Raw genomic sequence first — 15,081 nt, forward strand, 5'->3', positions numbered from 1 at the left:
ACCAATCCAGGACGTGCAATCAGCTCGGCCAGGCATGGCGGCCGACGATGTGTTCTATCATCGAACGTGCGGCCGCTGTGGAACCAGTGACCCCGTCAAGCATCGGGCGCACGAGATCAACATCAGCTCCAGGGAGGACGAAGCAGATCAGTCCGCGTGCAATCCGAGCAACTCGTCACCGGCTCGGGCCACGGCAGTTGATCAACCATAGGCGTGATCCAACCGGTCACGCTCAAGCGTAGCGGGGCAACGAACGGGTGAAGAACGGCGCCGTAACGCCGAAGTCGGACGAAGTTGCTCACTTAGTAAAGCGTATCCGGGGGACGACAAAGTTGCTGAACGACATCACCATCGAGACGCGTGATGCGGGAATGGATTCGGGTCGAGGGGCGGCCCGCAGGAGTGAATACTTCATCATCCTGCGCCGGATCGGTCCGCTGAGACGAAATACGGTCGCCAGGTCGGCGGTAAATCGCGCCGATCGCGTGCGCGCAGCTCTGGAGGCGCACGCATGAAGATCCGCAAGACCGACTATGGAACGATCATCCTGCACTGGACCCTGGTTGGGGCCACTGTGATCGCGTTCTTGACGGGGCTTCGCATGGCGACCGAAGCGCCTGGACACGCGTGGATCGCCAACAATCTCGACTGGCTGCTGCCCCGGCACCGGACCTGGACCTGGCACATGCCGGCTGGGGTCGTGCTCGCGAGCGTCGCCGTCGCCTACATGATCTATATCTCGAAGTCGGGGCTCGGTCGCCGCGTCACCATCGACAAGATGCGCTTCAAGGGCCTGCTCGGCCGCCGGCCGGCGCGGCTGGGCTCGATCAGTGTGATGCTGCACTGGGTGCTTTTCATCTCCATGGCGATCCTGATCGTCACCGGAGGCATGCTCTTCTTCGGCGTGGCCTCCGGCTACGTCACCATGATGATCCACTGGTACGCGACCTGGGTGATCCCGGCCTTCGTGGTGCTGCACGTCCTGGTTCATTTCAGCATCGGCGGAAAGATGCAGCTCTATCGCGTGTTCCGGCCGGCGCCCTTGCCGCCGCCGCCGCCGAAGCTCGATCCCGTCGAACTGCTCACGATGCTGGTCGAGCAGTCCGAAAAGCTGGAGGAGGCGGAGGCGCCTCCGAAGCGGCCTGCGCCGGCCGCGCGGCCTGCAGCGCGTGAGCCGATGCCGGCGCCGCGGCGCATGGAGGAGCCGCTGCGGGCACGTTCGGAGCCGCGGGTGCCGCCAGGCCGCATGCGTCCGCCGCCGGCACCTGCCAAGGGCAACTCCCGTCGCCGCAATCCGAGCTTCCAGTCCAACCCGTTCATGGTCGCGATCGCCGCAGCCATCGTGATCGGCTCGGCGATGTTCGCCGCCGACTACTACGCCGAGGACACCGTCACGGTGTACCGAATCGCGACATCGGATGCGCCGACGCTTGACGGCGATTCGTCGGATCGTGTCTGGCGCAACATCCAGCCGCACATGGTGACGACCAACCAGGGCGACAATTTCGACGGTACCGGCGAATCGCGCGTCTGGATCAAGGCCGCGCATGACGGCACGTGGGTGTATTTCCTCGTCATCTGGGAGGACCCGACGCGGTCGCTGAAGCAGTTGCCGCTGATCAAGAAGGCCGACGGCTGGCATCTCCTGCAGAACGGATTCGACAAGGGCGACGAGAACGACTTCAACGAGGACAAGTTCTCGCTGTTGTTCACGACGCTGCCGATCACCCTGGCCGCGGACCGAACCTTTCACATGAGTTCGCAGCCGATGCCGGACAAGCCGCCGACGCTGTCGGGTCGCGGCATCCACTACACGCCGGCGCCGAATCTCTATGCCGACGCCTGGCTGTGGAAGGCGACGAGCGGCGGCCCGACCGGATGGATGGATGATGATCATTTCGGTCCGCCTGCAGAACCCACGCCGGATCAGGTCAAGGGACTCACGCCCTACAAGGGCGGGTTCGCACCGGATCCGGGGACCGCGAACTATTCCGACAATTTCGTGATCGACAGGGAGGCCGCAAGACTGGGGAATCGGGGCGTGAGACCGAAGCGCCTTCCGAAGGACGTCGCCGCGATGACCGCGGCGATGGGCGAGATCAATCTCGATCCGAACATCGGCGAGAGCGAAGGCGCACGCTGGTTCATGACCGAGGCCGAATCGGTGCCGTATTCGGCCGAGGCGGATGCCCAGACGCCGATCGGGACCGTCGTGCCCGGTGTGCTCGTCAGCGGCGAGTTCACCGGCGATCGCGCGGACATCCGTTGCGCAGCGCGTTGGGCCGCGGGCCACTGGACGCTCGAAATTGCCCGCAAAATGGACACGAAAAGCAAGTACGACGTCCCGATCAAGAACGGTGTCTTCATGCGAGTCGCTGCGTTCGACCACACCCAGATCCGACATACGAGGCAGATCCGGCCGATGCGACTTGAGGTGCAGTGATGGGTAAGATTTGCAAAATCCAGTACAACAGGGAAACGTTCTACGCGAATGTGGGCGATATCCTGCTCGACGGCGCCATCAACAGTGGCGTGGATCTGCCCCATGACTGCCGTAGCGGAATCTGCGGCTCCTGCAAGGTAACGGTCGTCGACGGCAAGCTGTTCGGCGGGATGGAAGGCGACATGGCGCATGCGTGCCAGGCGCGTGTCGTGTCCGACCTCAAGATCATCACCGAGCCCGTGCCGGATACGGTGACGATGAATTGCGAGGTGGGCGATCTCGTGCGGCTCGCGCCCGACGTCGTCGGCGTCACCCTCGAGATGCCGAAGCCGCTGCGATTCTTCCCCGGGCAATACGCCAAGGTCCAGTACCGCGGTTTTCCGACGCGCTGCTACAGCCCGACCTATCCGATGGTCGGCGCGCCCGACAGCCATTTGCTGTATCTGCACATCCGCATCCTGAAGGATGGCCTGGTGTCGTCGGCGCTCGGCCGCGACATCCAGGTCGGCCATCGCGTCAAGCTGACGGCGCCGCTGGGCACCGCGTTCTTCCGACAGAAGCATCGCGGCCGGATCATCCTGGTGGCGAGCGGCACCGGCTTCGCGCCGATGTGGGCGATCGCTGTCGCCGCCATCACCGAGAATCCGAAGCGCGAGATCGTCTTCATCGTCGTGTCGCGCACCTTGCAGTCGTTCTACATGCATCAGGCGTTGTGCCGCCTGGCGCGCTTCCCGAACGTGAAGATCATTCCGATCGTGTCGGAGCCGCAGAACGTCTCGCCCGCGATTCGCAGCGGCCGGCCGACCGAACACATGCCGGAGCTCACGCCCAACGACGTCGTCTATACCTGCGGCGCGCCGGCCATGACTGAGGCGGTCGCGAAGATGTCACGCGCGGCCGGCGCGAAGTGTCATTGCGATCCGTTCGTGTCGTCGGCGCAACCGTCGGAGACCCGCGGCGGACTCATGGATCGTCTCGCCGGATGGCTCGACAGCCAGCGCGGCCGGCCGGCGATGTTCCAGCCGGCCGAATGACATCGAGGCAGCCACGGCCCGTGGCCGCCTCGCGAAAGTCTAGCCGGCCACGAAGCTGAGCAGGGTGCCCGTCGCTGACGCCGGCGGAACAACGAGGCTCGCGCCGCTGCGCACCGCCGCCGCGCCAAGCGCCTTTTCCGTCGTTGCGAGATCATGTGAAGCCAGCACCAGGCCGGCGCCGCCGCGCTCCGGCAGGCCGGCGAGCGACACGCCGGGATAACGCGCTGCGAGCTGCTCCCGGGTCAAGAACACGAAATCGGCGCGATCGCCGCCCGAGGTCACGGTCACGGCGCCGTCGGCCTCGGCTCGCCCGTCGCGATCGATCAGGCGCGACAGATGGGCTGCGTCCTTGGTCGGATCCGGCGTCACGATCAGGGCCTGCTTCAGCTGCTTGGCGGCGTTGGCATGGCGCATCAATTCAGGAATCCAGACTGTTTCGCGCGTCTTGTGCTGGCATGCGAAGATGCGCAGGCCGCCCGGAGCCTCCGCGACCGGCCATTGAAACACCCGGAATTTCGCTGCCGAGATGGAGCCGTCGGGCAGGGGCACCGGCCGTTCGAAATCGATCGGGCCAATCGGCTCAAAACCCTTGGCGCGGATTTCCTCGGCGCCGGCCGCCGAGTCGATCGCGGTGAAGGCGATGCGCTCGATGCCTTCGCCGCGCTGGGCGAGGAAATTGCGGGTCGGAACGTTGTGGTCGGTCTCGGCGAGGATGCCGAGCAGCTCGATGTAATCAGGATCGAGCATGATGGTGTAATTGCCGGACCCCATCTTGGCGCTGTGCGTGCCGCGCGGAGACAGCGTGAAGCCCAGCCGCCTCCAGGTCTCCGCCGCGGCGTCGAGATCCTTCACCACGACGACCGCGTGATCGATACCGATGACATTCTTGAGGGCCACGCGTTTGTCTCCTTGCAGCGAAGTTGGCATATTGGCGGCCGAACTATGCCCAATCGACCCATGCGCCGCAACCGGCGCGGATGGGCGCTCGGCGCAAGGCAAGACCGTCTTCCTGGAGGGCGGTTGATCAGCAGGGATGAGCTGTTCACGATGAGCATGACGATGGAAAACGTTCAATGGCCGCCGTCCTTGTGGGCTGCGCAGACCCCGTCTGGACCTGACCTGTCCGAGCTTCAGGGCAGTGTGCAGGCCGATGTCGTGATCATCGGCGGCGGCTTCACCGGATTGTCGACGGCGCTGCATCTGCGCGAGGCCGGTGTCGATGTCGCGATCGTCGAAGCCATGGAGCCGGGCTGGGGCGCCTCGGGTCGGAACAACGGCCAGGTGATCCCGACACTGTCGCGCCCGGATCCCGAGGATCTCATCGCCCGTCACGGCGCCGCCGGCGAGCGCTTCGTTGCGATGCTGCGCGACAGTGCCTCAGCGCTGTTCGAGACCGTCAGGCGCTACGGCATCGACGCCGAGCATGAGCAGGCCGGCTGGGTCCAGCCGGTGCATACGCCCGGCCGCATCAAGATCGCCGAGCGCAGGTTCAAGCAGTGGTCGAAGTTCGGCGCGGAAGTCGAGCTGCTGTCACGCGACCAGACGCGCGACATGCTCGGCTCGGATGCATGGCATGGGGGCTTCTGGAACAGGACCGGCGGTCACATCAATCCGCTGGCGCTCGCGCGCGGGCTGGCGCGAACCGTGCTGAGCCTGGGGGGCCGCATCTATGCGCGCTCGCCGGCGATCGATTTCGAGCGGCGCGGGAATCGTTGGATCGTCCGCACCGCGCAAGGCGAGGTGTCGGCGCGCGCGCTGGTGCTGGCGAGCAATGCCTATAGCGGCGAGTTCTCCAAGGCTCTCGCACCCGAGATCGCGCATGAGGTGATGCCGGTGCTGTCCTGGCAGATGGCGACGCAGCCGCTGTCGGACAATGTGCGGAAGACCATCATCCCGGCGCGGCAGGCGATGTCCGATACTCATGGTGAGCTCTATTTCGCCCGCTACGATGCGCGCAACCGCCTGGTGACGGGCGGCGCCGTGATCGGTCCCGGCAACAAGTCCGAGCGGCTGAAGGCGAGGGTCGCCGAGCGCCTGCAGCGCCTGTGGCCGCAGATCGGCGAGGTCCGGTTCGACTATGTCTGGAATGGCTATGTCGGCATGACCACGGACTACATGCCGCGAATTCACCGCCTCGGTCCCGATGCCTATGGCTGGACCGGTTGCAACGGCCGGGCAGTCGCACTGACGATCCCCCTCGGTGCGGAGCTTGCGAAGGCGGTGCGCGGCGTGCCCGCGAACGAGCTGGCCTTGCCGTTCACGGAGCCGGTCACCATTCCGGCGCACGCCCTGCTGCGTCCATTCGCGCCACTGATGCTGCTCCTGTACCGGTACCGCGACGCGCGCGAGATCGGCTAAGACGTGGGATGTTGGGTCCGGGCGAAGTCGCCGCCCGGAATGGCCTCCAGCAGCGCCTGCGTATAGGCATGCTGCGGGTTGCCGAACACGTCGTGCGTGGGCCCATGCTCGACGACGACGCCGTCCTTCATGACCGCGACCAGATCGCAGATCTGGGCTGCGACCCGCAGGTCGTGCGTGATGAAGATGATCGACAGGTCGAGCCGTTCGCGCAGGCTGGTCAGCAGCTTCAACACCTGCGCCTGAACGGAGACGTCGAGCGCGGACACCGGCTCGTCCGCGACCAGCACCTTGGGCTTCAGCGCCAGCGCGCGCGCAAGCCCGATGCGCTGGCGCTGACCTCCGGAGAACTCATGCGGAAAGCGGTCGGCGGCGGACGGGTCGAGCCCCACCAGGCTGAACAGCTCGCGCGCCTCGGTCAGCGCCTGCGCTCGCGCGGTGCCGTGCACGATCGGTCCCTGCGCCACCAGCTCGACCGCCTTGCGCCGCGGATTCAACGAGGCGAACGGGTCCTGAAACACCATCTGCATCTGCTGGGTTCTGTTTCTGACCTCGCTGCGCGAGAGGCGTGCCCAGTCCTCGCCGTCGAGCAGGATCGTTCCTGTGTCGGGATCGATCAGGCGAATGATGCAGCGGGCGAGGGTGGATTTGCCGGAGCCGGACTCGCCGACGATGCCGAGCGTTGCCCCCTTCGGCAGTGAAAGCGAAACGTCCCTGATTGCATGGGTAGTGCGCTCGCCGCGGCCGAGGAAGCCGCCGGTGCGATAGGTCTTCGAGATACCGGAGATGGCGAGGATCATCTGGTCCGATAATCTGCGTGCCGGAGGGGCCGCCACGGGTGGCACCGCAGCGATCAGTTGCCTGGTGTAGTCATGCTGCGGCCGTTGCAGGACATCCGCCGCCGCGCCCTGTTCGACGACGCTGCCATGCTGCATCACGACGACGCGGTCGGCGATCTCGGCGACGACCCCGAAGTCATGCGTGATGAACAGCACCGCCGTCCTGCGCCGCTGCTGCAGCTCTCGGATGAGCTTGAGGATCTGGGCCTGCGTCGTGACGTCGAGCGCCGTCGTCGGCTCGTCGGCGATCAGCAGCTTCGGATCAAGCGCCAAGGCCATGGCGATCATGGCGCGCTGGCGCTGGCCGCCGGACAGCTCGTGCGGATAGGCCTTCGCCGCGCGCGGCGGATCGGGAATGTTGACGTCGGACAGGAGCGACAGCACGCGCGATTTGATCTCGGCTTTCGACAGATCGGTATGGATGTCCAGCACCTCGCCGATCTGGTCGCCGATCGTGCGCAACGGATTGAGCGCGGTCATCGGCTCCTGGAACACCATCGCGACCTCGGCGCCACGCATGCTGCGCATCTCTGCCGCCGTGGCGGTGCAGAGATCGCGCCCGGCAAACAGGATGCGTCCGCCGTCGGTGCCCACACCGTCGGGCAGCAGCCGCATGATGGCATTGGCCATCATCGACTTGCCGGAGCCGGATTCTCCGACGATGCAGACGATTTCGTTCTCGGCGACCGAAAGCGAGACCTCGGAGATCGCATGCGTGCGGTCGGCGCCCTTCGGCAAACGCACGCTGAGGCGGTCGACGGTCAGAATGGGCTGTGCGGGACTCATCGCTGTTTCAGCCGGGGATTCAGTGCGTCATTGAGCCCCTGGCCGACCAGCGACACCGCGAGCACAGTGACGAGAATGGCGACGCCCGGGATCGCGGAGACGTACCACTGCACGCGCAGCACGTCGCGCCCGAGCCCGATCAGGTTGCCCCAGGAGGCGACATTGGCGTCGGACAGCCGTAGGAAGGCGAGCGCGCTCTCCAAGAGGATCGCGACCGCCATCACGACACCGGCATAGACGATCACCGGCGGCAGCGCGTTCGGCAGGATCTCGCGCAGGATCAGCTGGGTGTCGCGCATGCCGAGGGTGCGGCCGGCCTGGACGAATTCGCGGCTGCGCAGCGACAGGAACTCCGCCCGTGTCAGCCGGGCCGGTGCCGGCCAGGAGACGATGCCGACGGCAATCGTCACCGTCGTCAAAGTCGAGCCGAACACCGCGACCAGGACCAGCAGCAGGACGAAGTTCGGCAGCGTCTGGAAGGCTTCGGTGATGCGCATCAGGATGTTGTCGACCCAGCCGCCGTAGTAGCCCGCGAGCGCACCGACCAACACGCCGATCGCCACGGCAATGAGCGTGGCGACGCCGCCGATCAGGAGCGAGATGCGGGCGCCGTAGAAGATCTGGGCGGCGATGTCGCGGCCGGAATTGTCGGTGCCGAGCAGGAAGCGCGGATTGGCGAGCGGCCAGATCAGGGGCCGGCCGGCGAGCGCGAGCGGATCGCGTGGATAGAAATAGCCGGCGCTGAGCGCCATGCCGATGACGATCAGCAGGAGCACGAGGCCCAGGACGGCAGCGGGACTGCGGAAATAGCGTTTGACCGCGTCCATGCGCTAGCTCTCCGCCGTGATGCGCGGATCGAGCCGCGCGTAAAGCAGATCGGTCACGAAGTTGACGGCGATCACGAGCAGCGCCGAGACGAAGACGATGCCGAGCAGGGTGTTGAGGTCGCGCTGGACGACCGACTCATAAGCGAGACGTCCGAGGCCGGGCAGCGAGAACACCGTCTCGACCACCACGGAGCCGCCGAGCATCGTGCCGGCCTGGAGTCCGATCAGCGTCACCATCGGCAGCAGCGCGTTGCGCAGCACGTGGCGGGTGACGATGCGGGTCTCGTCGAGGCCCTTGGCGCGCGCGGTGCGGACGAAATCGAGGTTCAGGACCTCGAGCATGGAGGCGCGCATGATGCGGAGATAGATGGCGAGGAAGATCAGGCCGAGTGTCAAGGACGGCAACACCAAGTGTCGTGCGATATCGAGCACGCGCCAGACGCCGGTCGTGACCGCGCCGATATCCTCGAAGCCGCCGGCGGGCAGCCACTGCAGGTAGATCGAGAACACGACGATGGCCATCAGTCCGAACCAGAACGACGGGGTGGCATAGAAGATCAGGCCCACCGTGGAGATCAGCGTATCCGGCCAGCGGTTGACGCCGCGCGCGGCGATCACCCCGAAAACAAGACCGAAGAAGAAGGCAAAGGACAGCGCCGATGTCATCAGCAGCAGCGTCGGTGGCAGCCGCTCCAGGATCACGGCAGCGACGGGCTTGCCGTAGATCGCGGAGAACCCGAGATCGAGACGCACCAGCCGCCACAGATAATTGGCGAGCTGCATCGGGACCGACAGGTCCAGTCCATAGAAGCGACGCAACTCGCGAGCGGTGGCGGCATCGCCGCCGCCCATCTGCGCCATCATCGCGTCGACCGTATCGCCGGGCGCGAGTTGCAGCAGCAGGAAGACGCCGATCAGGATCAGGAACAGGGTGGGGATCGAGGCGGCGAGCCGCCGCCCCGCAAGGCTCAAGATGCGCATGGCCTCATCCTGACGGATTCCGGCTCAGGCGGAAAGCCACAGATCGTGCCAGCTCGACGATCCCCAGCGCGGCGTGTTCGAGTGGTTGCGCGCCTTGGCCGTGATCACGGTGACGAAGATCTGCTCGATCGGCATCCACACCGGCAGCTCGGTATTGGCCTCGCGCACGAAATCGGCATAGAGCGCCTTGCGCTTGGCCGGATCGACCTCGGTCGCCGCGTCATCGATGATCTTGTCGATCTTGGGATCGTCCCAACCCCACTGATTGGTCCACGGCGCGCCCTTGGGCTGGCCGGAGCGATACCAGACCGTGGTCGAAACCGCGGGGTCGTTGCGGTACTGGTGCCAGCCGGTCGCGAGATCGAAGGCGTGCTCGTCATAGACCTGCTTGAGAAAGCCGCCGCCATCGTTGCGCACGATCTCGATCGCGATGCCGACCTCGCCAAGCGACTGCTGAAGGAAGGTCGACCACAGCGAGATGTCCTCACCCCACGGCGCAGGCAGCAGCCGCAGCGAGAAGCGGGTTCCGCCGGCGCCGGGCTTGTAGCCGGCTTCGTCCAGGAGCGCCGCCGCCTTGGCCTTGTCGTAGGGATATTGCGGCGTATTGGCGCCGGGGTAGAAGTCGGTCGAGGTCGACGGGATCGGACCGGTGCCCAGCTTGGCGAAATCGCCGAGGAAGTTCTCGATGAAGAAGGGAACGTTGATCGCATGCGCGATGGCACGGCGGACCTTCACGTCCGCCAGCTCCTTGCGGCGGACGTTGAACTCGAGCGTGTTGGTGCGCGCGTTGCCCTCATTGCCCTTGGTGGACACGATGAAACGCTTGTCCTTGCCGAGCCGCGCCATGTCGGAGATCGTCAGGCCCGAGAACGGGCTGTAGTGCAGCTCGCCAGCCTCCATCTGCGCCGCCGCCGCGGCACGGTCGGTAATCACCTTCCACACGATGCGGTCGAGATAGGGTGCGTTCGGCCGCCAGTAGTCGGCATTGCGCTCGGCGATGATATACTGGCCGCGCTCGTACTTCACGAATTTGAACGGACCAGTGCCGATGGGGGCGAGGTTGGCGGGGTTCTGCCTGATGTCGCCGCTCTCGTAGATGTGCTTGGCCGAGACGTAGCCGAGATCGGGCAGGGCGCGCAGCAGCAGGTTGAGCGGCATCGGCCGCTCGTAGCGGAAGATCGCGGTTTGCGGATCTGGCGTGTCGACCGCAGTCAGGAACAACTGCAGGGTCGATCCGTAGTTGAGGATCTTCTTCCACATGTTCATCGCGGTGAAGGCAACGTCCTCCGACGTGAACGGCTTGCCGTCATGCCAGGTGATGCCCTTGCGCAGCTTGAAAGTGACGGTCTTGCCGTCCGGCGTCGCCTCCCAGCTCTCGGCCAGCACGCCGACCGGCTGGCCATTGGCGTCGAGGTCGACGAGGTTCTCCTGGATCTTGCCGCCGATGATGTAGACACCGGTCGAAGCCTGGAGGCTCGGATTGAGCTGGCGCTGCTCGGCGCCGTAGTGAACGTTGAACACGCCACCCTTGCGCGGCGTCTCCTGGGCGAAGGCGCGGAATGGATTGACCACGTTCGCTGCGATGGCAGCGGAGGTCAGGAGGGCGGTCCGGCGGCTGATCTCGAAACGGCTCGAATTCATCAAGGTCTCCCGAAGGCCAAGCGGGACGCTGGCCGATGGTGCAATCGGGGCGAAGATTACGCGGATCGCGGGTCCAAGTCATTTGCGAATTGCCATGCAGTTCTGCGGCATTCTCGTGCGGCCCATGCAGCCGGCGGCACCGTGGCATACATTGCTCGTATACGAACGAATGAGAGAAGACCTTCGTCGACAAGGCCCTGAATGTGGTGGGGATTGCCGGCGGCGATTGAGCGACCGGAAGCAACTTTGACGTGGCGCCGCAGAGAGCACGCTATCTTAAGTCGGCGTCCCGCGTCTGCATTCGATCGGTAGCCGCAGCACGAATGCGACACCGGTCTCGCTCGGCCGCAGCGAGATCTCGCCGCCATGGTTTGCCATGATGGCGCGCACGATCGCCAGCCCCATGCCGGTACCGCCGCTGTCGCGCCGGGTCGTGAAGAAGGCGTCGAAGATGCGGTCGCGGTTGTCAGGCGAGATCGGATCGCCGTCATTGCTGGCGATGACGATCAGCATCTCCTTGCTCTCCTCGGCCTCGAGGCGGATGCGCAGGGCGCCATGCCGGACGGCGTTGTCGACGAGATGCGTGAGCACGATGAGCACGGTTTCGTTCGGCAATGTCGTGCTACGTTCGACCGGCCCTGATGTCTCGATGACAACCGACGGGAAACGCGATCGCAGCGTGCCGACGGCCTCGGCGATGCTACCGGCCTCGACCGCCGACACCGTCTCCGCCCGTGCCAGCTCGCGCAAGCGCTGGGCCAGTGCCGCGAGGCGGTCGGCGTCGCCAAGGATGTTGGTGAGGAACGTCTCCTGCTCGGCGCGCGTCAAGGTCTCAGAAGGGCTGGCCAGAGAGTCGAGCAGCAGCTCGGCTGCGCCCTTGATCGAGGTGAGCGGTGATTTGAGTTCGTGGGTCAGATGCGCGGAAAAGCTCCTGATGTAGTTGGAGCGTTGCGCCAGTTGCTCGGCCATGGCGAAGAAGTGCTCGGCGAGCTCCGCGAAGTCGCGGGTGCCGTAATGGGCGAGCGGACGGAAGCCTGCGGGATCGTTGCGTCCGATCCGGCCGGCGCGATCGACCAGCTCGCGCATCGGGCGCGTGATCGTGCGCGCCACGATGAGGCCGACCAGCAGCGTCGTGAGGACAATGGTGGAGCCGGCCGCGATGAACTTGCCGCGCTCCTGATAGAGATGCTCGAAGATGTTGCGCGGCGTGCGCGAGGTATAGATGACCCCGGCGACGTGATCGTCGACGATCACGGGCATCGCCGAGAACACATGGACGCCGACGCCGCGGCTGATCGAATAGATCGGTGGCGGGGCCTTGTCGGGAATGCGGATGCGGAGCGCGGCGCTGTAGCGTCCCTTCAGGGCGGCGGCCACCTCGTCGATATGGGCGAGGGATTTGCCCATCTCGTCGCGGCCGGCGATCACGACGCCCTGGGGATCGAGTACGCGATACCCGGCCAAGGTGACCTTCTGCGTCTCCCTGACGATCGGCAGCAGGCGCGCGCCGATCGCGACGTAGGCCGGATCCGCTGGATGGACCGCATCGCGTGCGTCGGGCCGGCGGACGAACAGATCGTTGGCCAGGAGATCGAGCAGGGGGCGAATCGGCGTCACCTCGTCGGAGGCATCCGGACGTGACTCGGGCGGGATCTCGGCGCCGAGCGGCACGCCGGCGGCAAGGCGCGCGGAAACCTCCTCGGCAAAGACCGCCGCCAGCACGCGGCTCTGCGCGATCAGCTCCGCCTGGGTCTGGCGGATCAGCTGGTTGTCATAGATGCGAAAGAAGAACAGCCCGACCAGCGGCAAGGTGCCGACCAGCGCCAGAACGCCGAAGACGATCTGTCCCAGCGACGGCCGCCATTTTGCCTTGGGCTTGGGCGCGATCATGGGGCGCCGCAGCGGCCGAGCCGGAAGCCGACGCCATGCACCGTCTCGATGGCGTCCTCGCAATGCGCGGCTGCCAGCTTGGCCCTGATGTTGCGGATGTGGCTGTCGATGGTGCGGTCGGAAACCTGGATGTTGAGCTGATAGGCGGCGCTCATGATCTGCTCGCGGCTGAACACGACGGCAGGGCGCGTCATCAGCGTGCGCAGGATGCTGAATTCCAGGGCGGTAAGTGTCAGCGGCGCGTCGCCGAAGCGCGCCAGATGCTGCTGCGGGTCGAGACGAAGCCTGCCATGCGCCAGCTCCTCCGGTTCGGGCGCACGATCCGCCCCACCGGATGAGACCCTGCGGAGAATGACGTTGACGCGGGCGACGAGCTCGCGCGGACTGAACGGCTTGGTCACGTAGTCGTCGCCGCCGATCTCGAGCCCGAGAATACGGTCGATCTCCTCGTCGCGCGCCGACAGGAACAGGATCGGCACCTGCGAGGTCCGGCGAATCCGCCGGCAGACCTCGAGGCCGTCGTACTCCGGCATGCCGACGTCGAGCACGATCAGGTCCGGACGGTCTTCGGCGAACCTGGCCAGCGCGGCGCGGCCGTCGGCGGCTTCCTTCACCGCCATGCCGGCCTTGCTCAAGGCCACGCGCAGGACCTCGCGGATATGCGGGTCGTCGTCGACGATGAGGATTCGGGGAGACACGTGCTTTCCTCCGCGGCGAGGCATCAGCTTGGTTTCTGCGACACGGGATGTGTATCGAGATAGCGCTGCAGGCGCCAGCCGCGAAAACTCCAGGATCGCCAGGACGCCATGCTGCTTTGCTGTTGCGCGAGGAGCCGATCGCGGTCGCTCGCCAGTCCCCGGTCCGTCGGTCGCAACAGCATCGCCCGCTCGATGGCCGGCAGCGCCTCTGGCCCGAGCCAGACGAGATAGGAGCCGTCGATGAGAGGGCCGCTCTGCCCCGCCTCACGACTATGGGAGACATTGAAGTCTGCGATCGGCCGGTCGAAATTGATCAGTGCACAGCCGTAAATGGTCGCCGAGAGCACCAGGATGTTCATGCGGACGAGCCACGCGTTGGACTTGGCGAGAGCGATCCTGAGCACGATGAGGATCAGGCCGATCGCAACCAGGATCATCCATATCAAGGCCGCGATCCGCCAATAGGTCAGAGCATAAGTCTCGATATACATGTGAAGCCGTTGGATCGAGGATACGACCAGTATCACGTTCTGTGCCACCCAGAGATAGACCAGCGGCCGGACCAATCGCGACTCGTTTGCCGTGGTCTCGGAGCGGACGGCGACGATGACGAAGGCCGCCGCGAGCAGCGCTGTGACGATCAAGGGATAGGCGCCCCGGTGCGCATAGGCCGCATAGGTCATGCCGTCCGGAAGCGCGGCATGTCCCCACAGATAGGCGCCGTCGAGCGCCGTCTGGAGAGCAAACAGGATGTTGAACAGGATCAGCGCCCGAAGCACCGTTTCAGGGCCGAGCACGGTCGCCAGGATTGACGGCTGATCGGGTTCGCTTTCGATCGGCGGGCTCCAAGTCTTGGTCCGCTCGCGCCAGCGAAGATTGATGAACGGCCAGACCATGGACAACGTGACGAGCCAGAAGATCGCGCGCCCCATCGTGAGTTGGGAAGCGACCTGCTCGGGACTGAGAACGGCGAACCAGCGCTCAATGACCGGATTGGCTGCCGCGAACAGAGCCAGGAACACGCAACCGAGTGCCAGCGGGATGCTCCAGACAAGGAGAGTTCGCATGACCATGTTCGTGCGTAGCGTCACGATCGCATCCGGTATCAGCCGAAACGGTCCGATGAGCAGCAATTGCCGTGCGGCGGTCAGCGGAAGCCGGAAGCCGCGCGCGGATCGGTTGGTCGCCAGCGCGACGGCCGACAGCGTCGTGAGCAGCAGGACAGGAAAAGAAAGCAGGTTCAGTTCCTCGATGGCGGGAGCCAGGCCGGCACCGAAGAGAACTGCGGCTCCGACCAGACGGCCTCGAGTGGTCTTGGCAAGGTTGGCAAGAACGCTGGCCGCGGCAAGCGCGGCGAAGAACAGCGGAAACGCCAGGCCGATCGGCCGGCCGTCGTAGAGCAACGGGTCGGCGAGGCCGACGAGGCCTGTAGCGAGGGCGAATTTGAGCCACATGGAATCGGGCGCGACGGGTGCAGCCGTCGGCTCGGCAAGGGTGGTCATGGAGGAATCCTTGGTTTGGGTCATCGCTCGGGCCGGAAGGCACAAGCCGATGAGCCCAGCATGACGCCTGCCTATGCAGCGG

12 protein-coding genes are annotated in these 15,081 nt (G+C 65.6%); 4 read left to right on the top strand and 8 right to left on the bottom strand.

All coding sequences use genetic code 11. The features are described 5' to 3' along the window. Positions 1-332 precede the first annotated feature (332 nt). From ACQR1F_RS26050 to ACQR1F_RS26060, 3 genes are read left to right on the top strand one after another with little or no spacing between them, the layout of a single operon-like run. Positions 333-515: a hypothetical protein gene (locus ACQR1F_RS26050; RefSeq protein WP_315799877.1), complete on the top strand. Its 183-nt coding sequence runs from the start codon at positions 333-335 to the stop codon at positions 513-515. Next, the gene (locus tag ACQR1F_RS26055) at positions 512-2,443 is read left to right on the top strand and encodes an ethylbenzene dehydrogenase-related protein (RefSeq protein ID WP_315799878.1); all 1,932 of its coding nucleotides are present in this window, start codon (positions 512-514) and stop codon (positions 2,441-2,443) included. The genes ACQR1F_RS26050 and ACQR1F_RS26055 overlap by 4 nt, the downstream gene beginning before the upstream one ends. Further along, the gene (locus tag ACQR1F_RS26060) at positions 2,443-3,477 is read left to right on the top strand and encodes a 2Fe-2S iron-sulfur cluster-binding protein (protein ID WP_315799879.1); all 1,035 of its coding nucleotides are present in this window, start codon (positions 2,443-2,445) and stop codon (positions 3,475-3,477) included. Before ACQR1F_RS26055 ends, ACQR1F_RS26060 begins: the two co-directional genes overlap by 1 nt. A 39-nt stretch (positions 3,478-3,516) precedes the next feature. On the opposite strand, the gene ACQR1F_RS26065 is transcribed toward ACQR1F_RS26060, so the two are convergent. Continuing rightward, positions 3,517-4,374, bottom strand: coding sequence for a VOC family protein (locus ACQR1F_RS26065; protein WP_434881573.1), 858 nt, complete (start codon positions 4,372-4,374; stop codon positions 3,517-3,519). Between the two features lie 150 nt (positions 4,375-4,524). Between ACQR1F_RS26065 and ACQR1F_RS26070 the strand changes: the two genes are divergently transcribed. Continuing rightward, positions 4,525-5,835, top strand: coding sequence for an NAD(P)/FAD-dependent oxidoreductase (locus ACQR1F_RS26070; RefSeq protein ID WP_434886149.1), 1,311 nt, complete (start codon positions 4,525-4,527; stop codon positions 5,833-5,835). Here the strand turns inward: ACQR1F_RS26070 and ACQR1F_RS26075 are convergent. The 7 genes from ACQR1F_RS26075 to ACQR1F_RS26105 form a co-directional block, all read right to left on the bottom strand. Continuing rightward, positions 5,832-7,460, bottom strand: coding sequence for an ABC transporter ATP-binding protein (locus tag ACQR1F_RS26075; protein WP_315799882.1), 1,629 nt, complete (start codon positions 7,458-7,460; stop codon positions 5,832-5,834). The two genes, ACQR1F_RS26070 and ACQR1F_RS26075, sit on opposite strands and share 4 nt — an antisense overlap. Further along, a complete protein-coding gene (locus ACQR1F_RS26080; protein WP_315799883.1) occupies positions 7,457-8,287 on the bottom strand; it encodes an ABC transporter permease in 831 nt (276 codons plus the stop codon). Before ACQR1F_RS26080 ends, ACQR1F_RS26075 begins: the two co-directional genes overlap by 4 nt. Positions 8,288-8,290: 3 nt before the next feature. Next, on the bottom strand, positions 8,291-9,268 hold the full coding sequence (locus ACQR1F_RS26085) for an ABC transporter permease (RefSeq protein ID WP_316215860.1): 978 nt from the start codon (positions 9,266-9,268) through the stop codon (positions 8,291-8,293). 24 nt (positions 9,269-9,292) lie between these two features. Beyond that, positions 9,293-10,909 (bottom strand): ABC transporter substrate-binding protein, encoded by a 1,617-nt coding sequence (locus ACQR1F_RS26090; RefSeq protein WP_316178640.1) that lies wholly within the window; start codon positions 10,907-10,909, stop codon positions 9,293-9,295. Positions 10,910-11,185: 276 nt separating this feature from the next. Then, on the bottom strand, positions 11,186-12,799 hold the full coding sequence (locus ACQR1F_RS26095; RefSeq protein WP_434848642.1) for an ATP-binding protein: 1,614 nt from the start codon (positions 12,797-12,799) through the stop codon (positions 11,186-11,188). Further along, the gene (locus ACQR1F_RS26100; RefSeq protein WP_315799887.1) at positions 12,796-13,497 is read right to left on the bottom strand and encodes a response regulator transcription factor; all 702 of its coding nucleotides are present in this window, start codon (positions 13,495-13,497) and stop codon (positions 12,796-12,798) included. Before ACQR1F_RS26100 ends, ACQR1F_RS26095 begins: the two co-directional genes overlap by 4 nt. Positions 13,498-13,520: 23 nt before the next feature. Then, entirely contained in the window at positions 13,521-14,999 is a 1,479-nt protein-coding gene (locus ACQR1F_RS26105; RefSeq protein WP_434914109.1) for a DUF4153 domain-containing protein, read from the bottom strand. Between the last annotated feature and the right edge of the window lie 82 nt (positions 15,000-15,081).

Origin of the sequence: Bradyrhizobium sp. HKCCYLS3013 (assembly GCF_051167615.1) — a bacterium.
Lineage (GTDB): Bacteria > Pseudomonadota > Alphaproteobacteria > Rhizobiales > Xanthobacteraceae > Bradyrhizobium.

Bases quoted from the DNA above. Each gene is read 5' to 3' on its own strand.
- ACQR1F_RS26060 (WP_315799879.1), top strand. From the start codon at position 2,443: ATGGGTAAGATTTGCAAAATCCAGTACAACAGGGAAACGTTCTACGCG.
- ACQR1F_RS26070 (WP_434886149.1), top strand. From the start codon at position 4,525: ATGAGCATGACGATGGAAAACGTTCAATGGCCGCCGTCCTTGTGGGCT.
- ACQR1F_RS26055 (WP_315799878.1), top strand. From the start codon at position 512: ATGAAGATCCGCAAGACCGACTATGGAACGATCATCCTGCACTGGACC.
- ACQR1F_RS26075 (WP_315799882.1), bottom strand. From the start codon at position 7,460: ATGAGTCCCGCACAGCCCATTCTGACCGTCGACCGCCTCAGCGTGCGT.
- ACQR1F_RS26080 (WP_315799883.1), bottom strand. From the start codon at position 8,287: ATGGACGCGGTCAAACGCTATTTCCGCAGTCCCGCTGCCGTCCTGGGC.
- ACQR1F_RS26105 (WP_434914109.1), bottom strand. From the start codon at position 14,999: ATGACCACCCTTGCCGAGCCGACGGCTGCACCCGTCGCGCCCGATTCC.
- ACQR1F_RS26090 (WP_316178640.1), bottom strand. From the start codon at position 10,909: ATGAATTCGAGCCGTTTCGAGATCAGCCGCCGGACCGCCCTCCTGACC.
- ACQR1F_RS26085 (WP_316215860.1), bottom strand. From the start codon at position 9,268: ATGCGCATCTTGAGCCTTGCGGGGCGGCGGCTCGCCGCCTCGATCCCC.
- ACQR1F_RS26095 (WP_434848642.1), bottom strand. From the start codon at position 12,799: ATGATCGCGCCCAAGCCCAAGGCAAAATGGCGGCCGTCGCTGGGACAG.